Source organism: Treponema primitia ZAS-2 (genome assembly GCF_000214375.1).
GTDB classification, from domain to species: Bacteria; Spirochaetota; Spirochaetia; order Treponematales; family Breznakiellaceae; genus Termitinema; species Termitinema primitia.
Map to the genome: position 1 here is coordinate 3,451,936 of NC_015578.1, position 25,339 is coordinate 3,477,274.

Annotated in this window: 22 protein-coding genes; 7 read left to right on the plus strand and 15 right to left on the minus strand. The window is 53.4% G+C overall.

Features of this window, described 5'->3' with window-relative positions:
- Positions 1-191: 191 nt before the first annotated feature.
- The 3 genes from TREPR_RS17985 to TREPR_RS14940 form a co-directional block, all read right to left on the minus strand.
- Positions 192-3,707, minus strand: a complete 3,516-nt coding sequence (locus TREPR_RS17985; RefSeq protein WP_052299735.1) for a GLUG motif-containing protein — start codon at positions 3,705-3,707, stop codon at positions 192-194.
- Entirely contained in the window at positions 3,704-4,264 is a 561-nt protein-coding gene (locus tag TREPR_RS14935) for a hypothetical protein (RefSeq protein WP_148257339.1), read from the minus strand. The genes TREPR_RS17985 and TREPR_RS14935 overlap by 4 nt, the downstream gene beginning before the upstream one ends.
- 161 nt (positions 4,265-4,425) lie before the next feature.
- Entirely contained in the window at positions 4,426-5,028 is a 603-nt protein-coding gene (locus tag TREPR_RS14940) for an REP-associated tyrosine transposase (protein WP_015709185.1), read from the minus strand.
- Positions 5,029-5,215: 187 nt separating this feature from the next.
- Here TREPR_RS14940 and TREPR_RS14945 point away from each other — a divergent pair, with 187 nt between their 5' ends.
- The 5 genes from TREPR_RS14945 (at position 5,216) to TREPR_RS14975 (ending at position 10,973) form a co-directional block, all read left to right on the plus strand.
- A complete protein-coding gene (locus tag TREPR_RS14945; protein ID WP_174269885.1) occupies positions 5,216-5,455 on the plus strand; it encodes a hypothetical protein in 240 nt (79 codons plus the stop codon).
- Positions 5,456-6,258: 803 nt separating this feature from the next.
- Positions 6,259-6,444 (plus strand): zinc ribbon domain-containing protein, encoded by a 186-nt coding sequence (locus tag TREPR_RS14955; protein WP_015709188.1) that lies wholly within the window; start codon positions 6,259-6,261, stop codon positions 6,442-6,444.
- An 800-nt stretch (positions 6,445-7,244) separates the two neighbouring features.
- Positions 7,245-8,258 carry a TRAP transporter substrate-binding protein gene (locus TREPR_RS14965; protein ID WP_015709189.1) on the plus strand — a complete coding sequence of 338 codons (1,014 nt, stop codon included), beginning with the start codon at positions 7,245-7,247 and terminating at the stop codon, positions 8,256-8,258.
- Positions 8,255-10,141, plus strand: a complete 1,887-nt coding sequence (locus TREPR_RS14970) for a TRAP transporter large permease subunit (RefSeq protein WP_015709190.1) — start codon at positions 8,255-8,257, stop codon at positions 10,139-10,141. Before TREPR_RS14965 ends, TREPR_RS14970 begins: the two co-directional genes overlap by 4 nt.
- A gap of 10 nt (positions 10,142-10,151) precedes the next feature.
- Entirely contained in the window at positions 10,152-10,973 is an 822-nt protein-coding gene (locus TREPR_RS14975; protein WP_015709191.1) for a lysophospholipid acyltransferase family protein, read from the plus strand.
- Here the strand turns inward: TREPR_RS14975 and TREPR_RS18280 are convergent.
- A complete protein-coding gene (locus TREPR_RS18280) occupies positions 10,952-11,566 on the minus strand; it encodes an HAD family hydrolase (RefSeq protein ID WP_081468683.1) in 615 nt (204 codons plus the stop codon). The two genes, TREPR_RS14975 and TREPR_RS18280, sit on opposite strands and share 22 nt — an antisense overlap.
- 26 nt (positions 11,567-11,592) lie before the next feature.
- Complete coding sequence (locus tag TREPR_RS14985) at positions 11,593-13,293, minus strand: GH3 auxin-responsive promoter family protein (protein ID WP_015709193.1); 1,701 nt, start codon at positions 13,291-13,293, stop codon at positions 11,593-11,595.
- Between the two features lie 170 nt (positions 13,294-13,463).
- On the opposite strand from TREPR_RS14985, the gene TREPR_RS19195 reads away from it, so the two are divergent.
- Entirely contained in the window at positions 13,464-17,177 is a 3,714-nt protein-coding gene (locus TREPR_RS19195) for a bacteriohemerythrin (protein WP_052299736.1), read from the plus strand.
- Between the two features lie 93 nt (positions 17,178-17,270).
- Here the strand turns inward: TREPR_RS19195 and TREPR_RS14995 are convergent, their stop codons facing one another.
- The 9 genes from TREPR_RS14995 to TREPR_RS15035 all read right to left on the minus strand — a co-directional run bounded on the left by TREPR_RS14995 (position 17,271) and on the right by TREPR_RS15035 (position 24,014).
- Positions 17,271-17,906 carry an adenylate kinase gene (locus TREPR_RS14995; RefSeq protein WP_015709195.1) on the minus strand — a complete coding sequence of 212 codons (636 nt, stop codon included), beginning with the start codon at positions 17,904-17,906 and terminating at the stop codon, positions 17,271-17,273.
- A gap of 48 nt (positions 17,907-17,954) precedes the next feature.
- Positions 17,955-18,764: a ZIP family metal transporter gene (locus TREPR_RS15000; RefSeq protein ID WP_015709196.1), complete on the minus strand. Its 810-nt coding sequence runs from the start codon at positions 18,762-18,764 to the stop codon at positions 17,955-17,957.
- A 71-nt stretch (positions 18,765-18,835) separates the two neighbouring features.
- Positions 18,836-19,705, minus strand: coding sequence for an SPL family radical SAM protein (locus TREPR_RS15005; protein WP_015709197.1), 870 nt, complete (start codon positions 19,703-19,705; stop codon positions 18,836-18,838).
- Positions 19,706-19,883: 178 nt separating this feature from the next.
- Positions 19,884-21,539: a CapA family protein gene (locus TREPR_RS15010; RefSeq protein ID WP_015709198.1), complete on the minus strand. Its 1,656-nt coding sequence runs from the start codon at positions 21,537-21,539 to the stop codon at positions 19,884-19,886.
- Positions 21,540-21,566: 27 nt separating this feature from the next.
- Entirely contained in the window at positions 21,567-21,758 is a 192-nt protein-coding gene (rpmB, locus tag TREPR_RS15015) for a 50S ribosomal protein L28 (RefSeq protein WP_015709199.1), read from the minus strand.
- A 108-nt stretch (positions 21,759-21,866) separates the two neighbouring features.
- On the minus strand, positions 21,867-22,454 hold the full coding sequence (locus TREPR_RS15020) for a DUF6657 family protein (protein ID WP_015709200.1): 588 nt from the start codon (positions 22,452-22,454) through the stop codon (positions 21,867-21,869).
- Positions 22,455-22,469: 15 nt separating this feature from the next.
- A complete protein-coding gene (locus tag TREPR_RS15025; protein WP_015709201.1) occupies positions 22,470-23,084 on the minus strand; it encodes a 5-formyltetrahydrofolate cyclo-ligase in 615 nt (204 codons plus the stop codon).
- Between the two features lie 21 nt (positions 23,085-23,105).
- Entirely contained in the window at positions 23,106-23,699 is a 594-nt protein-coding gene (locus TREPR_RS15030) for a DUF1638 domain-containing protein (RefSeq protein WP_015709202.1), read from the minus strand.
- A 9-nt stretch (positions 23,700-23,708) separates the two neighbouring features.
- Positions 23,709-24,014, minus strand: coding sequence for a pyridoxamine 5'-phosphate oxidase family protein (locus TREPR_RS15035; RefSeq protein ID WP_015709203.1), 306 nt, complete (start codon positions 24,012-24,014; stop codon positions 23,709-23,711).
- Positions 24,015-24,225: 211 nt separating this feature from the next.
- Between TREPR_RS15035 and TREPR_RS15040 the strand changes: the two genes are divergently transcribed.
- On the plus strand, positions 24,226-24,588 hold the full coding sequence (locus TREPR_RS15040) for a winged helix-turn-helix transcriptional regulator (RefSeq protein ID WP_015709205.1): 363 nt from the start codon (positions 24,226-24,228) through the stop codon (positions 24,586-24,588).
- Here the strand turns inward: TREPR_RS15040 and TREPR_RS15045 are convergent.
- A complete protein-coding gene (locus TREPR_RS15045; protein WP_015709206.1) occupies positions 24,585-25,328 on the minus strand; it encodes an acyl-[acyl-carrier-protein] thioesterase in 744 nt (247 codons plus the stop codon). The two genes, TREPR_RS15040 and TREPR_RS15045, sit on opposite strands and share 4 nt — an antisense overlap.
- Between the last annotated feature and the right edge of the window lie 11 nt (positions 25,329-25,339).

A 25,339-nucleotide genomic window follows, 5' to 3' on the forward strand; every position in this document is an offset into this window, starting at 1 on the left:
GCCTGGCACCTTTCGGAAGCTCTGTCTGCCTGGACGGAAGCTCTGTCTGCCTAGACGGCAAGTTCCTTCGGAACTTGCTCGGAGTTTCGGCTATGCCGAAACTCCACGGCCTTGGTCGGCTGGGCCTTTTTCGTCCCTGTTCCGAAGGAACTTGCCACGGCCTTGGTCGGCTGGGCCTTTTTCGGCCCGTTTTAGTCCTCCTCCCAATAGAGCTTGGGATACACCGTGCTCGGGCCGCCGGTGTTCCAGGCGCCAAGGTTCTTCCAGTATTGGCCGCTGGTGCCGGGGTTGGCGGCGGCGGTGCCCCATTGGGTGTGGGTGCCGGTGGTGGGCCATGCGTCGCTGAACTTCGTGGTGGTGTCAGTGCTGCCGTTGCTGCTGCCAACGCCTACGCTAGCAGCATCGCCTGCCACATCGGTCCAGTAGCAGGCGGTGATGGTGCCGAGCATGTTGACCCCCGCCACGCCGCCGAATGTGCCGGAGCTTCCGGTTTTGATAACGGCCCCGGTGTTGTAGCAGGCGGTGATGGTGCCTCTGGCGAGGCCTACCACGCCGCCGGTGAAGCTGCTTTCGCCGCCGCCGGAAACGGTCCCGGTGTTGTAGCAGGCGATGATGTCGCCGCTGTTGTACCCCATCACGCCGCCGGTGTTGCTGTAGTCGCCGCCGGAAACGGTCCCGGTGTTGTAGCAGGCGATGATGTCGCCGCTGTTGTACCCCATCACGCCGCCGGTGCCGCACTCGGTGCCGATGCCGTTGCCGGAAACGTCGCCGGTGTTGTAACAGTTGGTGATGGTGCCGTCGCCGTTGTACCCCACCACGCCGCCGGTGCTGCCGTTGCTGCTGCCGCTGGTGGAAACGTCGCCGCTGTTGGAGCAGTTGGTGATGGTGCTGTAGTTCCTCGCCGCCACGCCGCCGGCGTCGTAGCTGCCGGTAACGGTGGCGTTGTTGGAGCAGGCGGTGATGGTGCCGTCGTTGTACGCCGCCACGCCGCCGGCAGAGCTGCCGCCGGTAACGGAACCGCTCGCTATATGCACATTCTGCACCGTGCCGCCCACGATGCCGAACAGGCCCTGGTCGCCGTCGCTGTTTATATACAGGTTCCTGATAGCCCAGCCGCCGCCGTCGAAGGTCCCGGTAAATCGGGCGCTGTAGCTGCCTATCGCCGTCCATTGCTGTGCTGGGGCGCCCATCAGGTCCAGGTCCGCTTCCTGCTTGTAGGTGACGCCGCTATGGTCGGTGCCAAGCCGGGTCGTCCTAATCAACTGGAACTCCGCATAGCTGCCTATGGGGACATTGCCATCAGCATCGACGGCCCGGAACTGGAGATTGCCTTCGCTGTTCAGGCTCAGGGTAACCAGCTCATCCGCCTTGCGGCCGATGAGGATTTTGCTGCCGGTGGCGAGGGTGATGCTTTTGAGGAGGCCGCCCTGCACCTCAACGGTGATGGCTCCGTCATAGCCGCCCTCTAGGGCCAGCTTTGCCCCGATGACTTCGACTTCGACCCGGTTCTCGTACCAGTGGCCGTCTGCTGCTTTGGCCCGCACGCCCACGGTGTAGGTCCCCGGGTTCCGGCCTGCGCCGGTGAAGCTGTAGGTCTGTGCCGCCTCGTCTGCCTCGTCCTTCCCGTTCACCGTCCACTGGAAGGCGGTGTAGTCCCCGGGGCTCCCCCCGGTCAGGCTGAGGGTGAGGGTCCCGACGGCGCTTACCCAGCCGGGGCTTACCCAGTCGGGGTCGGTGCTTTTGGTGATGCCGAAGCGGTGGGGCGCCGGGGTTTCCCAGCCGGTGGGATCGGTGACGGCCGCCGTGCCGCCTAAGGTTGCCGGGAAGCTGACGGTGAAGGTGAGGGTGTTCCCGGCGGTGTCGCCGCCGCCTATGGTCCCGCCGCCCACGGTGGCGCCGGGGAGGGAAGCGCCGCCGGGGCCGGTCACGGCGGCGGTGGCGCCGCTTGCGAACTTGTAGCCGCCGGCGGCCTGCAGGGTGATGGCCGCCCGGTAGGCGGCCTTGGGGACGAAGGCGGCGCCGGTGGCGACGGTGGCCCAGTCATCGGCGCCGGTCCCGGTGTGCCGCTCCCAGACGATGCCGGTCACGGCGTAGCGGGGGTCGGCGCTGCCGGCGCTGCCGGTGGCCAGGGCGACGGCTTCCGCCGGGAGGGCGCCGGGGGCGGGGGTGGGCAGGGCGGTGACCGAGGGGGCGGTGATGGGGGCGGGGGAGACGGCGAAGGATACCTGCGCCGCCGCCGTAAGCCCGTTGTCATAGCTCACGGTGATGATCGCCGTATAGCTCCCCACCCCAAGGCCCGCCTCAGGCTGCACGGTCCGGGTGGCAATGCTGCCCCCCGCCGCCACGGTGTCCCCGCTGCCGCCCAGCGCAAAGGCGGCCTTCCCGTCGCCGCTCAGGGTAAGGGCGCTGATAGTCGCCGCCCCGGTGCCGGTATTGGTAATGGTAATAGGCTGGGCCCCAGGCCGCGCATACCCATAGTCCGCCCCGGCGAAGCTGACCGCCGCCACCCCCAGGATGGGGGCGGGGCCGGGTTTGGTCCCGGTCTTGGCCGCAGCGGCGGCGGTAAACACGCCGGTCGCCGTTGCCAGGTCCAGCGCCGCCTGGTCAAGCTGGGCCGCTGTCGCCGCCCCGTCGTCCCGCGCCGCCCGCGCCGCGTCAATGGCCGCCTGGTACGCCGCCTTCTCCGCGCCGGTAACATAGTGAACATCCAGGGGGACCGCCGCCGCTTCCTCCCCGGTCGCCGTGCCGGCGATCAGGGTTTCCGCAGCGGTGATGGCCGCGGTAAGGGCCGCGGTTTCCGCCGGGGGCGGGTCCGCAGGCGGGGGGACCGCCGGGGGCGGTGTCAGCAGCGGGTTGGGTTCCGAAACCACCGCGCCGGGAGCCAAGTCCCCATCGGCAAGCGTGTCCAGGCCATTCAGTGTAAGGGTCCCATCATCGCCGATAACAAACCCCAGTACCGCATCCCCGCCGCCGCTTCCGCCGGCAGGGCCGCCGCCGCTCACGATGATGGTATCCCCGCTAATCGTATACGGGTATTCCGTTACAACCCCGTCAATGACAATGGTGATTATGCCGTCCTCGCCAAAGCTTATGCCGACCTGGGCGCTCCCGCCGCCGGCCCTGGGCGCCGCAAGGGTGATTTCCCCCGCCGTTATCAGGGCCGCCTCGTTCAGTTCAGCCCGGTCCTTTGCGGGGTCGGCGCCGGTATGCCGGGGGCTAACCGGGACACCCAGCACCGCCGAAAGGTTCCCCGCCGCGTCCGCCACCAGGATATACACCGTGTAACCGATCCCCGGCGTAAGCCCATCCAGGAGGATGGTGTTTATCCCCGCCTGCGCCGGGCCACTCCCGCCGCTGGCGCCGCCGGCCTGTATCTCCGCCGCTGTAGGTGCGTTATCAGCTGCGGGGAGTACCAGGTAGTAGAAAGTCCCCCCCTCGTCGGCGCTGAATTTGACCGTTGCGGTAGTTCCCGCCGCGCTGGCCTGGCCCGCCGCCCGGCCCCCGGGCAAAGCGGGGGGCGTAGTGTCCGCCACCGGCCCCGGGGTCCCCGGTTTCTCTTCAGTATTAAAGGCATCCCGCAGGATAGGGTTCCCGCACCCGGCCACACCGAGCATCAACAGCGCCAGAAAAGGTGCCTGGCACCATTTGGGAAAAGGCGCCCCGACCTTGGTCGGCAGACGCCATTGTGCGATTTGTTTCGTTTTCATAACTCACTCCTAGTTCCTGACTTCTCACTCTTTTTAGGCCGCCACCCCGCCGCAACACCCGCCCCGGCGATAAAAGGGTATCCCCCGCGAATCCGTGGCTCCACATACCAGTCCCCATTGCCCAGGTTTATGCGCAAGCCCAGTTCCAGGCCGCCCATGGGGAAGGTTTGCATGGCGTCGCTGCCCCATATTAGCGCCGCCCCAGCCATACCCTGGGCAAAGAGCCCCGAAAAGGGGCCGGAAGCCCTGGCAAGGGGATACCACCGGAGAAAGGCCCCGGGCTCAAACGTGGCGTACTCGGTAAAGTCGTGGAAAAAGCCCACAGAGACCCCGGCAGCCAGGGCCGGCGAAAAGCGGTATTCCCCCGCCAGGCCGGGCCCAAAGGCTACACCCTCCGCAGAGTACCAGGCGGCCTCAAGCCCCAGGGATATGCTCAAAGGGGAGCGGTCCCCGGAGGGTTCCTGGGAAAAGGCCGGGAAGGAAATGGAAAGAAGGATGAGGCAAAAAAGCCCCGCCATGGGCCGGTGGTTCATACAATTACGCGCATTTATCGACACAAAATACCTCGTTTTAGTGGAATCTATAAAGAGTATATCCTTATTTCTTATAAAATAGCATGAAAAATATACTTTTTTAGTAAAAAAGACGGGGATGGAAATGAAAAACAGTGCCTGGCACCGTTTTTCCTAGTGTCGCCATCTTTCAGTATACGCTACCCCTAGCGGCATATCGGCAGCCCAACCCCCAAAGGTGCCAGGCACCTTTTTTGTCTAGCGGCATCCCGGTAGGACCCACTCCCATAGCGCAAGTCTGGCAGCAGCAACCGCTCCCGCGCATAGGCCCATTCGGTAAACTCATCATAGTCCACCAGCTCCTTACGCCCATGCAGGATATGGAATGCCCCCGACACCTCCCAGACCCCCACAGCATAAGCCAGCCCCGCCTTCACCGGATTCCGGTCGATATACCCCATCACCGTAAAATAATCCTCCGGCGACCTGACAACCCTGGCAAAGTACCGGTTCCCCCACACATGCCCCGACGAACCCCTAACCCCGTTGTACCACTTGGACGAATTAGTCTTAACCCAGTGCATAATCCGAGAAAGGTCCCCCCCATCCCCCGGCTGAATCAGCAAATGGATATGGTTCGGCATAATGCAGAAATTAAACAGCCTAAACCCAAACCTATCCTTAGCATTCCGCAAAGTCACCAGCAAAATCTTCTTCCCCAGCCTATCCCCAAACAGCCGCTTTTTATCATTAGTCCGAGACGTAACATGATAAACCGCCCCCCCAACAAACCCCCGCTTCTTCCGCATACCACCTCCAGTTCGGTGCCAGGCACCATTTTTGCCTAGCGCCGTTTGAAAGCTATATGCGTCCACCCTGCTTTTTGCTTTAGTCCTCACCGTCCAAAGGTGCCTGGCACCACTTTTGCCACTTTTGCCGGATAGGGCGGCGGCCCTATGTTTCGCCCTGAAATTTCGGGTTTATCCTTTCTCCATTATGGGTACTACACCAAAACAAGAACGGCTTTTTTCTCTGGTCCCTCTGGGGGACTTTAAGGCCCTGCTCGGCATTGACGACCGGGAGGACGCTCTGGCCCGCTACTGCCTGGTAACGGCTTCCTACACCATCGAGGAATACTGCCGGAGACGGCTGCTGTGCAGGAAACGGACAGAATTTCTGCACTATTCGGGCGACCCGGTTATCCCTCTGGGGATAACTGGGAGGAGGTTTTTGTAGCAGCGTTCAGAATCACAGAAGAAATAAAGTGAAAAGGATAAAATTTATCGTTTAAAAAGTGCCTGTCTTTTAAGAAAGCCGCTTAAATTGCCCATAAGTACAGTTCGGCTCCAACATTTCTTTCATGGTATTTTCATCCCTGCAATAAGTTTGATAATAACCTAATCCTTTCTTTTGTATCCCTTATACGCTTTTCTGACAGCCATCTCTATCAAGCCTTGCTGCTGCAAATAATAGAGAACATCCAGGGGTTCTCCTTCCCAATGTTTTATAGCTTGTTTGATCCTATGATGGTTAAGCCATTCAAAATCGAATACGCTGCTAACATCCATACTGTTAAAATTAGTGAGAAAATTTTCCCTGTATGCTTCCCGTGGCCGCCGGCTCTGGAAATCGTTAAGGATATGATTTATTTCAGCATAGTATGTATCCCGTATTTCCTTTATTGACAAATAGCATCTATGGGTAGACACCCAGCTTTTCTCATTGGCCGGGTAATACCGGGGGAAAAGCGTCTCGCCATGGTCAACTGCCATCATTTCCCGGTGGACGCACTGACGTTCCAGTTCGCGAAAATGTTTCCATTTATGTGGTATAAACTCCCCATTAGGGGAACTGGATGGAAATTTTCGGTAACTCCGTGACACAAGCTGCCTCCTGCGCTAAAACGCATGAAGACAGCCCCTTTCCTTGTATGTGCTTTCACATTAACTAATATGCCATGTCTTTTTTGCTTTTTGGTCCACTGGCAGGCGACCTTTTTATCATTTCCATGAGGTATCTTATAAGAAATGAGGCTTTGTATGTTTAAACAGATACAGATTATTTCCCCAATACAGGGGATGACCATCCTGTACCGATGTCGGGATTGTAACCATGGATTTATGGGGAAAGTTCCCCTGTTGGGAATATTCAGCGAGCTGCTTGGCAAGAAATGCCCCCATTGTGGCAGCCGGAATATAGAACGGGATAGCCGGGTCCGATACTAGACGCTTGTCATTTTTCGGCAGTTTTGTAAAATATTTTTATAATTTATTTGGAGGCGCTGTGATGACTGTACAGACATACGAAGTAAAAACCGTTCGGAAGGTTAGAGTCTCCAGTTATCGGTAAATCTGTTTTTACCAACCTGCCTTACTCTTGCATCCCAATTATAATCTCGTAGACGAAAAGACACATGGTTTTTCGACCCTAAAAGAGACTATAAACTCCTGGTTTAATACATTAAGTTACATCGAATTTTCTCCTATTCCTAACCAAAGTATTCCTAACCCTCCTTCCGAGGATCACTAAAAGGATCATTTTAAGAACTGAATTGACAAATTTCTCCTGACATGCTATAATTTGTTCTGACAATGAATGATGTTATAATTTGTTATGACATAAGAAATTATGACATTTTTCCTGTATTAATAGTAGCGTATGACACCCAGTGAAAAGACGCGGATTTTGGTTCAGGTACCAGTGCCCTCACAGGTATGGAAGTTCGAGTCTTCTTCCGGGCAGAGAGAAATGGCCCCGCCGACAGGCGGGGTTTTTGCATTTAAGGCGGAAGAAGACTCGAACTTCCGGAGGCCCCGCCGACCGGAGGGAGGAAAAGCGCGCATGGATGCGTGCGGCAGGGGCCGGAGGCGGCCCGGAGCCCCGAAACAGGAGGTTGAGGGGCGGAGGGTTCGAGTCTTCTTCCGGGCATCACGGGTATGATTCACAAGGGAACCGGAACGTTGACAGGGCAGCATTAAAAAGATGATACTTATTTCTACAATTTAGTGAAAGGAAATAGTAAAAAATGAAAAAATCTTGGTATATAGCGGTACTTTGTTTTATTTGCCTTTGTATGGTTAACCCCGCTTCTGCCTTTGCGCAGCGTAAAATCACCATTAAACTGGCATCCCTGGTTCCCGAGAGTACCCCCTGGGGCGCGGCCTTGAACCAGATGGCGGCGGAATGGGCGGCGGCTACCAATGGCGAAGTGGACTTGAGGATATACCACAACGGTACTGCGGGGGGTGAAGCGGATGTGCTTCGGAAACTCAAAATGAACCAAATCCAGGCGGCGATCTTAACCACCTTTGGGCTCAATGCCATCACCCCGGGAATTATGACCCTAAGCTGTCCCTTCCTTATCAGGGATAATACGGAACTGGATCTGGTATTGAATGAGTTGAAGCCCGAACTGGAAAAAGGGATCAACGACAAGGGGTTTTATTTCCTGGCCTGGTCAAAGGTGGGATGGGTTAAGTTTTTTTCCAAGTCCCCGGTTTTTACTCCCAACGATCTGAAACGGCAGAAACTGGGTACAAGCGACACCGAACCGGCCCTAATGGATGCATTCAAGGCTATGGGCTATCAGATGGTCCCGGTGGCCATGAATCAGGTGCTGGTATACCTCAACGGCGGGATGATAGACGCGGTGTACCAAAGCCCGGTCAATGTGGGGGGCCTGCAAATATTCGGTCTGGCAAAGAACATGGCGAGTATCAATATCGCCCCCTTCTTGGGGGGTATCGTCATGAATCAGGCGGCCTGGCGGTCCATCCCGGACCGGTATAAACCGGAACTTATCCGGATTGCCAAGAAAATGGAGGCCGACCTGGATTCCTCCATTCAGGCCCTTGAGGCGGGTGTCATTGAGACTATGCGCCAGTACGGGCTGGTGATCAACCAGCTTACCCCGGCCCAGGAACAGCTCTGGTATGATGATGTAAACCGGGTTATTCCATCACTCTTTGGTACGACCCTTGACCGGGCAACCTATGGAAGGATTGAAGCGATCCTCCAAACCCGCAGGACGGGACAATGATGAAGAAAAAAGCGGAACTCCTATGGACCATTGAACAGGCCCTTTGTTATTTCTCTTTGATTTGCCTTGCCTTCATACCTGCCGCAGAGGCCTTTCTCCGGGTTTTTTTCCATTCGCGGTTTCCCGCTTCCCCGGGGCTTATTGCCCATCTCCTGCTGGTCCTGGGGCTCCTTTCCGGGATGAACACTACGAAAAACGGGGAACATCTTTCTATAGGGCTGGTCCAATATTTTCATAATGAAAAAATCAAGGACCGGATTATTGCGGGCACGGGTTTACTGTCCACGTTTATTGTTACCATCTTCGCCTGGTGTTCCGTTTCTTTCATCAAAATCGGCCTTTCCCCCTGGCAAATCATTGGGTTTATCCCGGACCAGATTTTTGCCCTGGTGATGCCCATAGGTTATGGGGTGATGGTTTTCCGCTTTGCCCGGATGACGCCCCTGAAAGGAAAACTGAGGCTCCTCTCCGTTTTGGCTATACTTCTGGGGACCCTTTGTTCCCTGCCAGTGATTTTCAAACTGATATGGAGTTTTGATCTCCCGGACTTTGCCTATACTATAAACGAGGGCTTTGCGAATCTGGCCTTGTCTTTGCGGGCGCCGGTGTTCATCCTGCTGATCCTCGCCGCACTTGCGGGGACGCCCTTGTTTGTGGTCATCGGCGGCCTGGCGCTCATCCTGATCCAGAGTTCCTGGGGGGAGATTGATGTTGTTTCAAACCAGGTGTATACCGCGCTGACACAAAACAACATGGTTGCCATTCCCCTCTTTACCCTTGCAGGCTTCATCCTTTCGGAAAGCCGGGCGGGGGAACGGCTGGTCCATACCTTTCAAAGCCTCTTCGGCTGGCTGCCCGGGGGCTTGATTATCGCCACGGTGATCATCTGCGCCTTCTTCACCTCCTTTACCGGCGCTTCCGGGGTAACGATCCTCGCCCTGGGGGGTATTCTCCACACGGTGCTTTCCGGTTCTCCCGGTTCCCCCTTAGAGAAGGGAAAGTATTCCTCGCAATTTTCTATCGGCCTCTTAACAGCTTCCGGCAGTATCGGCCTCCTTTTTCCCCCGAGCCTTGCCATATTTCTTGTAGGGGCCACCACCCGGACCAACACGATCCACCTCTTTCTTGGGGGGCTGATTCCCGGCCTGATCCTGGTTTTGGCTACCGTGATTTTTGGTATTGTCATTTCGGTAAAAACGAAAATTCCCGTGGAACCCTTTAGCCTGAAAAAGGCGGGCCGGGCGCTGAAAAATTCACTGTTAGAAATACTGCTGCCCTTTCTGTTAATCATCGGCTACTTTTCCGGAATTCTGTCTCTGGTAGAAATCGGGGCAGCGGCGGCGATCTATCTTTTTGTGGCGGAGGTTTTTGTGTACCGGGATATTGAGCTTGCCGGGATTGTCCAGGTTTTCAAAAAAGCAATACCCATCATCGGCGGTATACTCTCGATTCTCGCCCTATCCCAGGCTCTGTCCTACTATATCGTTGATACCCAGGCGCCTTATTACTTTGCCCAATGGATGGAGAAGGCCATTACGTCAAAATATGTTTTCCTCCTGGTGCTTAACCTGGCTCTATTGGTGGTCGGCTGCCTGGTGGATATTTTCTCCGCCATACTGATCGTATTGCCCCTGATTATGCCCCTGGGCGAGGTCTACGGCATTGCTCCGGTCCACTTGGGGATTATCTTCCTGATCAACATGGAAGCGGGCTTCATTACCCCGCCGGTTGGGCTCAACCTGTTCCTTGCCAGCTACCGTTTCAGAAAGCCCTTCCTTGAGACCTCCCGGAATGTGATGCCCTTCCTGATTATCCAGTTGGCGGTGGTGTTCATCGTAACCTACTTCCCCCTTCTTACCACCTATCTTACGAGACTATACTAAGGAGCGTCCCATGAAACCTAAACCAAACCAGGGGCCCTACGTTCCGCAAGTGGGGATTGAATACCCCGCAAACCCCGATGAGCATCTGCTCCAGGCGCCCAAACTGGTGGAGATAAACTTAGACGAGCATTATCCCTTTCTTGATAAATCCCTGGGTTTCAGGTTATGGAGCGCCCTTATCTATCTGGGAATTTTTGTTCTGGTCTTTTTTATCAGTCCCATTCGCTTTGGCCTGCGGATTGAAGGCCGCCGTATCCTGAAAAAGAACCGGAAGCTGTTCAAAAACGGGGCTATGACTGTATCGAACCATGTATTACGCTGGGATTTTCTCCATGTGCTCCAGGCGGTTCGGTACAGGCGGCTCTATTTTCCCGCATGGAAAGAGAATATCGCCGGTCCGGACCGGAATTTAATCCGCGCCGTGGGGGGTATTCCGGTTCCCACGGATATTCATACGATAAAATACTTCAACATGGCCTTTGATGAACTTCACCGGCGTAAAAAATGGCTGCACGCTTTTCCCGAAAGCAGCAATTGGCACTACTATCAGCCTATCCGTCCTTTTAAGAAGGGGGTGTTCGCCATGGCCTATAAATACAATTTACCCTGTATCCCCATGGCGTTTTCCTACCGGGAACCCAAGGGCCTGTTCAAGCTATTCAAGAAGAACTATCCCTTTATTACCCTGCGTATCGGGGAGCCGATTATGCCGGATCTGAGCTTGCCCCGTAAAGAGGCGGTAAATATTCTGCGCGAACAATGTCACAGAAAAATTGTGGAATTGGCAGGTATCCGGGAAGGGGAAAATCCCTATCCCTGCGAAGGGGACTGAAACAGCTCCCAGTCCTTATCGGTTTTTATCCTGATAAAGCCCATGCCCGCAGCGGCTGCTCCCGCACCATCGGTGTCTTCCCGGTCTCCGACAACCAGGATTTCCCCGGGGGAAATACCCATGGCTTCTGCGATGGACAAAAAAGGCCGAGCCGCGGGCTTCTGGGCGCCAAAGTTTTCGGGACCGTATAGCAGGCCGCAGTCTTCCGTGTTTAGGCCCAGAGCCCGTAGGCGTTCGGCGACCAGAGGATAGTCGGAATAGACGGCAAACTTACGAGATTTGCGGGTGAGCTTTTCAAATAGTTCGCTGAGACCCGGGCGAGGGCAGTAATACTTTTTCAGCACCTGACACATCCCGGGCATAAAGGAATCAAAATACCAGGCACGGAGAAGATCTTCCGGTTTATGGGCCGTATGGGACAGGCGGGAAAAATACTCCCGGTAATAGGCTTCCGCCTGTCCGTAATCGGCGCCGACTAAGGATTTCCGTGTTTTACGTTCCGCAAAAAGGAGACCCGCTTCTAAGGGGCGGGAAAAAATAAGCCGCGCACCGATATGACTGGAATCGTACAGGGTCCCATCAAGATCGAAGATAAACGCGCGGGCTTTATTTACCGAACTTACCGTACCAGTTCCTTGAACAGGGCATGGCGTTTTTCATCCTGCATGAGGAGGTTTACCTTGAACTGACCGTCCCGGTAGCCTTTGTCAATACAGGTTGATTTAAACTTTTCAAAGGATTCGTTTACCAACAGGGCGGTCTCGGGATGCTTGAGGCGATCCGATGAACGCTTTGCTTCGTATTCGATGTTGTACTGTTTCAGGTACCCGTCAAGAACCCGGGTAAAGCTTTCGGCCTTTTCCTGATTAATATCGGCATTGACAAATTCGTAGTAAAACCGGTAGGTCGGCTTGGTAATGTCGGCAAAGCCCACAAAGAAAGCCACCCGGTTACCTGTATCCCGCTCCGCCGCATGTACCGCTTCGATAAACTGCCGTTCGTGGAGTTTTTCGCCGGTAATGTTTACCGTACCGTTCACTTTTTGGATCAGTTTTAGTGTAGGGAATTGATTAATAAAACCGGTGATTTCCACCAGATCGTTCATATTATACCGGTAGAGACCCGCGGAGGTGGTAACGATCATACAGTACCGTTCGCCCCTTTTCACTTCGTACATCTGGTAGATATGGGGGTTTTCGCTTTCCAGCTCCGACTCATGGATAAATTCAAGGTATACCTTATGCCCAAAGATAACCGTATCCTGGGTATTGCTTTTCAGCACGATACCGGGACGGCATTCGGTGGCAAAGTAGCCGAATTCATGGAATACGCAGGTTTCGGGGAAGGAATCCCGTACTTTCTCAAAAAATACATGGGTGTTACCGCAAAACCAGACATTGACCACCTGCATATTAGGCCAGTAATGCTTGGGTAACACACTCCCGTACCGCACCTTTAATTGCCGCAGTTCCGCTGCCCGCTCCGGGTTCGGTTTTAGACATGCTTCCAGAACTGTACGGATTTCATCGGGGATGGGGAATTTCCGGCTCAGGGTTCCCTGTTCAATATCCACCACGTATTCATCGTAAAATTCATTGGCGTTGCTCTGCATTTCTACCAGGGTACTGGGATTAGCGGTGACGATTGAGGTACAGTCCTGCTCAATACCAAAGCGCATAAGCGCGTAATACCGGGCCTTGTAATCGGGGATGCTGAAAATATCCGCCGGCGCGATATGAAGCGCCTTCATAAAGTTGGGCATATCCCGCTGGGAGATCCCTGAAATGGAACCGTATACCGTTCCGTCCGGGGCCGCCCCTTCTATGGCCTTGCCGACTATGGAAAGCATTTTCCCGTAAAACACCTTGGGCTTGTTCATGATCATGGCATAAAACCAGAGCTGATTCATCACCTTGTATACCTCTTGATAGTACTGTTCGGTGATGGGTACCCATTTTGGCTCTTTGGTGGTGCCGCTGGTGGTGGCATACATCTTCGGCTTGCCGGGAAGCAGGACATCCGCTTCCCCCAGCTTGTGCCGCTCAATATAGGGCCTGAAGTTTTCATAGTCGTTGATGGGGACCTGTTTTCGGTACCGTTCAAACAGATCCTGGGCGCCGGACGCTTCAAGAATCGTATCAAAACGGTGTTCCTTGCCGTAAACTGTATCTTTTGCCGCGGTAAGGAAACCCCGCAGGGTCTGTTCCTGGGCTTTTATGGCATTTTTAGAAGACTTCATAAGCTCTCCGATGCCCTTTTTGCCAACGATAGTTAAGGCCAAACGGATCAACCACCAGCCCTTAACTTTTTTTATAGCCATGCAACACTCCTTTTTTTGCTCTTTGTATACTATGATACCTAGATTCAGATAATATTCAAGGTCAAGGGAAAGTAGTTGCCTACAAAGTGACGGGAATACTTGGAGAGGAGGTGAGTGATTTTACGGGAACTTGCTCTAAATGGGGTATTAGTTTAAAGTTAATTCATATTATGGATAAATCCAGGGTTAGCTTTTTATCGGCCTTCATCCGGAAATATATCTTCAACGAATTGCTGCCCCTGGAAGCCCGGGTAGGAAATATGATCTACCTGGTCGGCTTGGGCTCTGCCTTTACCACCATGGTTACCCGCATGGTGATGGGCTCAAATATCTTCCTTGTTTTGGTCATATTGGCCATCAACCTTACCATAATAGGGGTGATATTCCTGGCGAACTACCTCAAGTTATACCGGATCTTCCAGCTTATTATTGTGAGTGTGCTCTGCTTTGTCCTCTTTCCCCTGGGCTTTTTTGCCCTGGGAGGGATAGATAGCGCCATGGCGGGCTACTTTGTCCTCAGTATAGTGCTGATTTTTCTCCTTACTTCGGGGAAAAGCCGCATAATCTTCCTTGTAGCGCATATTCTGGAGGCCGTTGCCTGTTATTATTTCGGTTCCAGGCCCCCTTTAAACGCTTTTGTATTGCCCACAGCGAATTCTTACCGTTATTTGGACCATATTCAGACCTTTGTGGTGGTTGGAATCTGCATAGGCTTGATAATCGCCTTCCAAAACAAGCTTTATGACGAGGAACGGCAAAAGGTAAGCAACGCCAAAGAGGATCTTTCTTACCGTGATCGGCTTCTCAGGGTGGTGAATCAGGTGGCTGAAATGCTTCTCTCATCTGAAACCGAATATCTGGACAAGACCATTAAAAAGGCCATGGAAATCATGGCCGGCTGTGTAGACGCAGATCGCATGTATATATGGAAGAATCGTACCATCGATGGCATATTGAACTACGAACAGCAGTACGAATGGCTTAACAATGGTGTAGCAGATATGAGCCTCAAGGCCGAGACCGGGAAGTCCTATACCGCCGCCATCCCCGGCTGGGAGGAAAATTTCACTGAAAGCAGGCAGGTCAACGGTCCGGTTTCGGGCCTTTCCGAAGCTGAACGGATTGGCCTCTCCCTATTCGGCATAAAATCCATATTGGCTATACCTGTTTACCTCCAGGAGCAATTTTGGGGGTTTGTGAGTTTTGACGACTGTCACCGGGAACGGGTGTTTTCCGAAGACGATGTAAATATACTCCGATCCGGGAGTCTGCTCCTGGCCAGCGCAGTGGTACGAAACAACAACGATATCATCCTCAGCTCCCGGCTCAAACAGCAGGAGCTCATGTCGGACATCTCCCAGAGTTTCATCTCCAAAGAGGCTATGGGCAGCCTTATACAGGAAGCCCTGCGGCGCATGGGGGAATTCCTCAAAGTGACCAGGGTCCTTGTCGCAGTGGCGGATCTTATCACCGATGAAAGCCGTCCTGCCTACACGTGGTTCTCCAGGGATGAATGGAAACCCGATCCTACCCAGACCGGGTTTAACGAAGCAATAACCACCACATTCCCCAAAACCATGCCCGAAAAGGGCTATGTACCCACTGTCTACTGCGCCGATACCCTTACAGATAACGAGGGCAAATACCGCATTTTTTACGAGAAGGTGGGGATTAAATCCTTTATCTGGGCGCCCCTCTATGTAGATTCTTCCTACTGGGGCATGATCAGCATTGAAGAGTGCGAAACTGCGCGGGTATGGTCAGACAGCGACGCCCAGCTGGTGGGGACCGTTTCCAGCGCCATAGCCGGGGCAATTGCCCGTGACATCATGGAGAAGGCCCGTTCGGCCGCATTGGATCAGGCGGTACAGGCCAGCAAGGCCAAGGGGGATTTCCTCTCCAATATGAGCCACGAGATGCGTACCCCTATGAACGCCATAATCGGCATGACCTCCATCGGTAAAAGCGCCCCTGACATCGAAAAGAAAGATTATGCCTTTGGAAAGATAGAAGACGCTTCCTCCCACCTCCTGGGGGTCATCAACGATATACTCGATATGTCCAAGATCGAAGCCAACAAGCTTGAACTGTCCCCGGTAACTTTTGAATTTGAGAAGATGCTCCAAAAAGTGGTGAACGTCATCAACTTCCGTATAGAACAGCGGCAGCAGTCCTTCTATGTTACTATTGATAAAATGATCCCCAACTCCCTGATCGGGGACGATCAGCGCCTGGCCCAGGTAATCACCAATCTTTTAAGCAACGCAGTAAAATTCACCCCCGAACAAGGAACCATACGGCTCAATGCCCATTATGCAGGAGAAGAAAATGGTCTCTGCCTGATGCAGATCGAAGTGACCGATTCCGGTATAGGCATAAGCCCCGAACAGCAGGCACGGCTTTTCACTTCTTTTGAACAGGCGGAATCCAGCACTACCAGGCAATTCGGCGGTACCGGCCTGGGCCTTGCCATCTCCAAACGTATTGTGGAACTTATGGGGGGCAAGATCTGGATAGAATCGGAACTGGGCAAGGGCGCCACCTTTGCTTTCACCGTCAAAATGCAGAAAGGCGATATAGAAAGTAAAAGCTTCCTCGACCCCGGTGTAAATTGGAGCAACGTAAAGATCCTTGCGGTGGATGATGAAAGCGAAATTTTGCAATACTTTATCGGTGTAGCGGAAAACTTTGGCGTCAAATGCGATGTCGCTTCGGGCAGTGAAGAAGCCCTGGCGCTTATCAAGGAAAAGGGCGGCTACGATATCTACTTTATTGACTGGAAAATGCCCGGCATGAACGGCATGGAGCTTTCGAAAAGGATCAAAGAAACAGGCAGCGGCAAATCGGTGGTAACCATGATCTCCGGTGTTGAATGGAGCGCCATTGAAGGGGAAGCCAAAAGCGCGGGGGTGGATAAGTTTATTGCAAAACCCCTCTTTCCTTCAGCAATCGCGGATCTTATCAACGAATGTCTCGGTGTAGACAATGCCGCTATCCCCAGTGACATCACTGAAGATCAAGACGGCTGCTTCGAAGGTTTCCATTTGCTTTTGGCTGAAGATGTGGAGATAAACCGCGAAATAGTCCTGACTCTCCTTGAATCCACCAAGCTCTTAATAGATTGCGCCGAGAACGGCGCCATCGCAGTAGATATGTTTAGAGAAAATCCTGATAAATACGACATGATCTTCATGGACGTTCAAATGCCTCAAATGGATGGCTACGAAGCCACCCGTACCATCAGGGCTATGGATTTTGAAAAAGCCCGGGGGATTCCCATCGTCGCTATGACCGCTAATGTCTTTAGAGAAGATATTGAAAAGTCCCTTGCAGCAGGCATGAACGATCATGTGGGTAAGCCCCTGGATTTCAACGAAGTGATAGCAAGACTACGAAAATATTTACCCAAAAACAAGACCGGCAATTCCGCCTATATCAAATACGGTGAAGCCGGAGAGGAAAGTGAGCAATGGAAAAACGGTATTGCCTGGAGCCAGGACCTTGCTACGGGCAATGCCGAAATTGACTCCCAGCACAAGCAGATATTCCGGCTCACCAGTAATTTGGCCGAAGCCTCCAAAAATGGGCAGGATGCAAAGTTCCTGAAAGAAACCCTGGAATTTCTGATTAATTATACGGTTAAGCATTTTTCTGATGAAGAAGCCCTTGCGAGCCGATACAGTTATCCGGACTATAGGGATCATAAGAAGCTCCATGATGATTTCCGCATTACTGTTACACAACTCAGCGCAGAGTACGATACCAAAGGAAGCTCACAGGAGCTTTGGGACAAGGTTACTACAACTGTCGTACACTGGGTGATACAGCATATCAAGCAGCAGGATTTTAAACTTGCAGAGTTTATACGGAAGACTACCTTATAACGACCATATAGATAGACGCCGATTATGAAATAATGTGTATACAGTAAAATTAATTGGCCGTTCTTAATCACCAGAGCGCGGTTATATCGTCGCCTACCCTTTCAGCGCTAGACTCTGTTTGAAGTTCTCCACCACCTGATCCACCGTAGGCTGGGCGTCCACATCCGCCAGAAGGCCTTTCTTGCGGTAGTAGTCGATCAGGGGCGCGGTCTGGTCCCGGTAAACCTCAATACGTTTCCGGATCGCCCCTTCCCGGTCATCATCCCGGGTATACACCTCGCCGCCGCAGACGTCACAGACATCCGCTTTTTTAGGCGGGTTAAAAACCTTATGATAATTAAGACCACAGTTCCGGCAGACCCGTCGGCCCCCTAAACGTTCCAGTACCGCCGGGTCGGGGAGCTCAAAGTTTACCACCCTATCTACGGCGGAAAACCCGGCCAGGGCCTCTGCCTGGGGTATGGTCCGGGGGAAACCGTCCAGGATATAGCCCTTTTGGGCATCCCCCTGGGCCAGCCGTTCCTTGACCAGCGCAATAGTGGTAGCGTCGTCCACCAGCTTTCCCGCGTCGATGATAGCCTTCACCTTGAGCCCCAGGGGACTTTTGGCGGCAATGGCGGCCCTAAAAATAGCGCCGGTGGAAATATGGGGAACCTTGAGTATGTCCACCGCCTTTGCCGCCAGGGTTCCCTTCCCCGCTCCGGGGGGGCCCAGAAAGATTAATTTCAAAGTCCGACTCCTTTTTGCACTTTCGCACAGTTTGTCTTAATTTTACCCTTATCCCAGCCCAAGGTCCAGAGCCATCATAATGGCAAAGCCCAGCATGATCCCCGCAGTGGCGATATGGTCGTTACCCTCCCGCCGAGATTCGGGGATGACCTCTTCGGCCACCACGAAGATCATGGCTCCAGCGGCAAAGGCCAGGGCATAAGGGAGGATCGGCTGGATATAGTAGACCAAGGCCGCGCCAAGAACCCCTGCCACGGGTTCCACCAGACCGGAAAGCTGACCGTACCAGAAAGCCTTGCCCCGGGAAAGGCCGTCCCGCCGCAATGGAATGGACACTGCCGCCCCTTCAGGAAAATTCTGGAGCCCGATACCCAGGGTCAGGGCGATAGCTCCGGTAACTCCCGCACCGGGTATACCCGCGGCAAGGGCGCCGAAACCCACCCCTACCGCAAGCCCCTCGGGAATGTTGTGAAGGGTAATGGCCAGAACCAGCAGGATGGACCGGCCCAAGTTCGTCTTGGGCCCCTCAGCCTCCTGCATAGGATACTCAATGTGCAGATGGGGAAGGATCCGGTCCACCAGCCCCAAAAAAGCACCTCCCAGGAGAAATCCAACCGTTGCGGGGACCCAGGGTATCATGCCTAAGGCTTCCGCCATGGCAATGGCCGGTTCCAGGAGGGACCAGAAACTGGCGGCGATCATCACCCCCCCGGCAAAGCCCAGCATACCGTCCAGAAGTTTGCGATTGATGCTCTTGAAGAAAAATACGGTCCCCGCGCCCAGGGCAGTAACCCCGTAGGTAAAGAGGGTGGCCAACAGGGCCTGAAGTATCACAGGGCAATTTAAAAACCATTCCATATACTTATTGTAATGAATTCCCTGGATAAAATGAAGAACCCCGCCGCAAGCACGCAAGCAGCCTATGAGGGTTATTCAAACAAGTATAGCTGTCTTTTTTCGTTTTCTTCAAAGGCACTCATATATCTGAATAATTCATCATTATCACAGACAATATTATTGTCATGGCATGTTTTATTGAATATTTCCATAAGTGTTTTGTTTCTATCGCTTTTGAGTATGTAATTGTTTCCGTATTTACTTTGATATTTTTGTTTTAGCCCCGGAAAATGCACATCGAGTTTTTCATAAAAATATTCCCGATCCCCTTCCCGTAATGTTAACCCCATTTCAAAACATAGGATCCCATAGACCTTTGCTTCTATACAATAATGCAATATCCCCCGGATATTTTCTTCCGTATCATTAATAAAAGGTAATATGGGACTTAACCATACTATAGTTTGAATCCCATTATCCCGCATGGTTTTTAATATTTCAAACCGCTCTTTCGTGGTAGATACATTCGGCTCAACTATTCTGCACAAAGACTCGTCAAAGCTTGTAAGGGTTATTTCTACAATGCATTTTGCATTATTGTTAATTTTTATCAACAGATCCAGATCCCGTAATATCAGGCTTGATTTTGTCTGGATTGCCAGGCCGCACCGGTATTTTTCTATAATCTCAAGGCATGTTCGTATATTATTTAAATTTTCGGGTATAGGAATATAGGGATCACTCATGGCGCCGGTACCGATCATGCACTTTTTACGTTTTGTTTTTAATTTCTGTTCCAGCAATTCAGGGGCGTTTATTTTTATTTCCACATCTTCAAAAACATGGTCCATATTGTAACACTTGCTTCTCGCGTCACAATATATGCAGCCATGAATACATCCCCGGCTGATATTCATACCATTTTTAGACGATAATATGCCTTTCACTTCTTTAAAATGCATGGCAGTTATTATATCGCCTCATAGTAATACATTATTCTTTAAAAAGTGTTTTGTCAATGGTTTTTATATTTATTCACCATTCATTAATTCATCTTAATAACGCAATATATTTTATTTTTTCCATAAGCCGTTCTTTTAAATAGTAATTGCGCAGAAAAACTGCGCCAGGCGAAGACTTTCACTTCGATAGGGCATAGAACCCACTTAATTTCTCCATCGGGGCTAGCCTCACCCGAGGGCCGGTCAGGGCTAAAGGGTAAGGCTCCACATAAACCAGCTCAGTCCCCCAATACCCCAGCCGGATAAGGAGGCCCTCGTCCCCGCCGCCGGTATTTTCCATGCCCGCAAAAACAAAGTTCCCCAGGGACCAGAACACGGGCTTTCCTTCGATCCACTCAAAGCCCTGTACGATGTGGGGATGAGAGCCAATGAGGAGGTCTGCCCCGGCGCGAATTATATCCGTGTACCATTCCCTGGTAGCCCGATCCGGCCTGTTGGTCCATTCTTCCCCGCCATGGAAAAATACGATATTTAGATACTGTTCGGCATCCCCAGCGAGTATCCCCGGTGCGTCTTCCCCAATGGCCCCGGCGGAAAGAACCTCCTTGAGCGCCTCGACGCTTCCATAGCCGTGGAGTATCCCTGGTGTGCCCTCCCCGGCTGCCATCCTTGCCCCGCTCCAGCCGCTCCGCTCAGGCGGAAAGGAGCCGATCCCGAAGGCCCGCACTGTTATCCCCTTTTTTTGGAAGACCCAGGGCGCCGCCGCTGCCCCCCGATCCGGTCCCGCTCCGAGAATACCCAGCCCTGCGGCGCCGACATGCTCCAGGGTATCCAGGAATGCCTGGGGACCCCAGTCAAAAACATGGTTGTTTGCCAAAAGGACTGCGTCTATGCCCGACTTTTTGAGGGCCCCCGCGACTGGGGGAGAAAAGCGGAAGTTGTAGGTTTTTTCTTCCCGATATCCCCGGCTGCTCACGGCGCCCTCCAAGTTTACAATTGCAAGGTCCGCTTCTTCCAAAATTTTTGCAGCCCCAAAAAAGAGGCTTTCCGGTCCCTCCCTGAGAAGTATCTCCCCGGCGCCCCGGTCCAGCATCAGGTCTCCGGCGGAGGCCAGCCAGAGTATTTCCGGCTTCGGCTCCACCAGGGGATTTGCGACGGCTGCGAGGGCTACTCCCAGCTTTGCCGCCAACTGCCCGGCCAGGGTTTCTGCCTTGGCACGGGCTTTTTCGGTCAAGCCCTCTTCTGCCACACCCAGCCGCGCTTCGACCAGCCGAACCAGCGGGTAAGCTTCGTCATCGGCGGAAAGGCCGTCAACCCGGAGTGCCACATAGGGCGGGGCCAGTTCCCGGAGACTGAGGAGTTCCTCTTTTCCGAGAAGGCAGTCCTCCAGAGCGGCATCCTGCCGGCCATCGGGAACTTTAGTACAGGGAACCATCCAGGTTCTGGATAAAAGAAAGGGGGTATCCGGCAGCTCTGTTTCTGATAGTTGCGGGGAACCATTGGGGACAGCTCTGTCCCCATGGATAAGCTCAAAAACCCAGCGGGATGACAGTTCCAGTACCAGGTCCGGATGCAGCTCTGTCCCCAGGCGCGGTTCCGCTGCCAGCTCTGTCCCCAAAAACTCCATCCCCAGCGGAACCAGCTCCCGGGCCAACAAACCTGCCAGGAAAGATGCTGCCGCCTGAAGTTCCACCGCCTGCTCCGGCGACAGCTCTGTCCCCGGCGTCGATAGGCCTAGATACACAGGCTGGGGTTTAGTACAACTTGCAACGAAGTTTCCCGCGCAGGCACAGAGAAACAGGAGGAGGGTTAAAAGAAGGGGGGATTTCCGCATAAGCGTACTCTCTCTTTTCCGGCTTATTTAGACCTTTTTCGTGATAAAGTCGCTCTTGAGGCAACGGGCGCAGATTTTAAGGGTGATCGTGGTACCCTGTATTTCGGTCTTTAGCTTGACCAGATTGGGCTTCCAGGTGCGGCGGGTATGATTTTTCGCGTGGCTCACCTTATTCCCGGTGATGGTGTGTTTGCCGCAAATATCGCAGGTACGTGACATAATAAACCTTCCTTTCGGAGTAAATTGCTCTTTAGGGATAGAACTCTACCTGAAATCGAAAATAATGTCAAGCAAGCAAGGCCGAGGGCGCAAAAGACGCTTTGCCCCTTAGGGCTGGCCGAAAAGCTGAACCGCCTGCTCCCGGACCTGGTTAACCATGGCTTGATAATTATCCTTCAGGGCATTCATGTTCTGGTTGTAAAAGCCCACAAATTCCGGGTCCTGGAAGGGGTCAAGCTGAACCGGGCGGCCTAAGCGCCGGGTAAGCTCCTCCTCTTTCTGACGCAGTTTGGGGGCGTATTGCTGCTTAATGGCTGCATCGTACTGGGCGGTTTCGCTTAAATACCGGGAGATGCCCTGGATGAACTGTTTGTAGAGCGCCCCGAAACGGGGATCCCCAATCACCGCCTGGAGCCCTTTACCCGCAGCCTCAATGCGTTTTTCATCATCCGCAACCGCGGGGAGGGCAACTTGGGTAATAAGGGCATCAAAGATACCCTGCTTCAGGGCGGCTAACTGATCCTTGGGGGTCTTTTTCAGTTCCCCCTCCAGGCCGTCCTTGGGATCTGCAAGGAACAAATTGGCCAGCTTCTTTCCCCGCTGTTTTGCCTCAAACTGATCGATACTGCCTTTATCGCCCTTAACCGACTCGGTCCGTTCCAGGGCCAGTTCCAAGGCACTTTTTATCCGTCCCATTTTATACTCCGTTGTTTATAATATAGTAAAAAGTCCGGTCCCGGTACAAATAGCGTGCATTTTTTTATCCCAGGGTTCCACAGGAACATCGGGCAATACCTGTTGTTCCAGGCAAAATCCAACCATGCCGTAGGGGATTTTTAGGTCGTCTAGCTTGGCAAAAAAACGGTCGTAGTAGCCCTTGCCGTGGCCCATGCGGTTCCCTTGCCGGTCAAAGGCCATGCCGGGCACCACTACCAGGGCCGGGGCGCCGCCGCTTTTTCCGGTTTTCCCCGGGGCGGGGAATTCCTCAGGGGGGTTGTGCTCATCAATCAGGGGTTCCCGGATGTCAAAGGCCCCGACGCTCCAGGGCCCTTCGGCGGAGCGGATATGGAAAAACCGCGCTATCTCCCCCTCAACCCGGGGGAGGAAAACTTTTTTCCCCTGGGAAAAGGCCAAGTCCAAAAGAGGGTCGGTTTCTATTTCCCCCGGAGCGGAAAGAAAGAGCAGCACCGTATCCGTATCCCGCCAAGCAGGATACCCGGCCATAAAGCCTGCGCCCCGCTTACCTTCATCCCGGTATGTTTCCGGGGGAAGCGCTGCAAGCTGTTTCCGCAGGGTCTTCCTCAGTTCTTGTTTTGGAGTTGCCATGGGCCAATGATAGCATACTTATCAGATTTTATCCAGCAGTTCCCGGCAAAGTCCCAAGACCATGTCCTTGAAGTAGTCCAGGCTGATGGGCATAAGCTCTACCGGGACCTGGGTAAATTCAAAGAAGTCGAAAAGCGCCTCATCGGTAATTTCAAAGAGGCCGCAGTCCAGGACCACGATCTTGTCAAAGGATCCGAAATTCATCCGGGCGTCTGCAGCCTCCCAGCCATGCCCCTGCTGGTAAATTTCCCGCCAGAGCTTGAGACCACTCATAGTCAGATAGTACACATTCCCCGTGGCGTCCATCTCTTTTTTCTTTTCCGGGCTCAGGAAGGCCTCAACGCAGTTGGCCGCCTTGGGCAGCAGAGCCCCTACCTTCCCGGCTATCCCGGGCATATTGGAATGGCACATCTTTCCGTAGAGGAGCAGCCCTTTCTGCTCTTTGAAAATTCCCAGTTCCTGGGTAATGGCGTCTTCCAGCTTTTTATCCTCCACATCCAGCCCCGGGGGCAGGTAGCGCAGGGCCAGCTCTGTCCCCAGTTCTTTTTGAATCTCCGGAAGCAGCTTTTCAAGTTCCAATTGGTAGATACCGCAGGACAGTACGGGCAGGGGCATAGTCTCTCCTTAAATAAGAATATCCGCTTTTACCGTGGTAAAGACAAGCTTTTTCTCCTTTGCCTCCGCAGTTCCTGCCAGGCGGTAACCCTTGGGACCGCCCTCCTTGGTAGCACCCACGAGCCAGGCCTTGTTGCTTTGGGCCAGGTTCTTCTGGGTCACTTCCATCTTATAAATGCCAAAAACCACCGTGTCCCCCTCAACCTGCCCTTTCCCGGCAATAATCGGGTGGGGGGTGCCATCGGGATTTATCGTCACCAGGGTGATAAACGCCGTTGCTTCGATAACCTTCTTAATCTCATCAGTAATAATCATTCTTCGCTCCTTAAAACATATTTTGATAGTAAATACTATTTCGCTATCTGGTATGATATTACTATCGATATTCAATCATGTCAATAGTTTTTTAATATCTAGTTAAAAAAAGATATCTACAATGAAATAGGGAGTAAATAATAATTGACAAAAAAGTCCGGGCATACTATCTTGAGTTGGTACGGAAAATATGACCACCGGAGAAGAACTAATGGAAGCGCCTTGCAATGATAAAACCTGTGACAAATGTCCCTGCATGGAAAGCTGTCCCCTGGAAAGCGCCCTGCGTATAATCGGCGGCAAGTGGAAAATTCCCATACTCTGTTCCCTGCATCAGGACGGGGCCACCCGCTACAACGGCCTGAAACGCAAAATACGGGGCATTACCAATACGGTGCTTGCAAGCTCCCTTAAGGAACTGGAAGAAGCGGGGCTCATCAGCCGCCGGCAGTTCGCCGAAATCCCCGTGCGGGTCGAGTACTCCCTCACCCAGGCCTGCGATACCTTGCTGCCCATCCTGAACCAGCTTTCCCACTGGGGAGCGGCTTTGCAAAAAACAGGAACCGGGATCTAATCCTTTATACGCAATTCCGCCCGAAAAACAGCGCCCCCGTTCCTTCGGCCTTCTACGCCAAGGGTATAGACAGCATCTGATTCTGCCGGGAGCGGTTCTGTCCAAAGTTCAATGGGTTCATGGATCTTTACTTCGCTTAAATAGTTGATGTCCAGCCTCAGGGTCTTTGCCTGCACCAGGGCGGTAGGATCGGCGATGTCCTGCACCCACTGGACATAGCGGGCATTGTTCACGTGACCGTTGTAGTCAATATCAGAGTAGGCGGCGACCCGGTCCCCGGCCTTGAGCAGGTTTTCCAGGGGAGCAAGGCCGACACCGCCGCCGGGCAGGGCATCCCGGCCTTCGTTCAGGGGGAGTTTTTCCATGGTTGCCTGGGGGCGCAGGGGGCGGCGCTTTTCAATGTTCACAATGAGCCAGCAGCTTCTGGCCCGGACTATGGGCTTATCCGACTCATCCCGGATATCAAAATCCCGGAGGGCAAAGAGTTTTTCCCAGCCCCGTGGCCAGGTACTGACGGTGATAAGTTCCCCCTGCCGGGGACGCCGCTCTACCAGGACCGAGATCCGGGAAAGCACCCACCCCTGCCCAGCCTGCACCATAGGTTCCTGGCCCACACCCAGGACCTCCGCATGCCGTCGGGCAGCCTCCTGAAAATAGTCAAAGGCTGCAGCCAGGGTCAGGCCTTCCGATTCATCCACCGCAGTGAAACCCACGGGATAACTTTCTTTCCAAACATCCATAATAACAATCC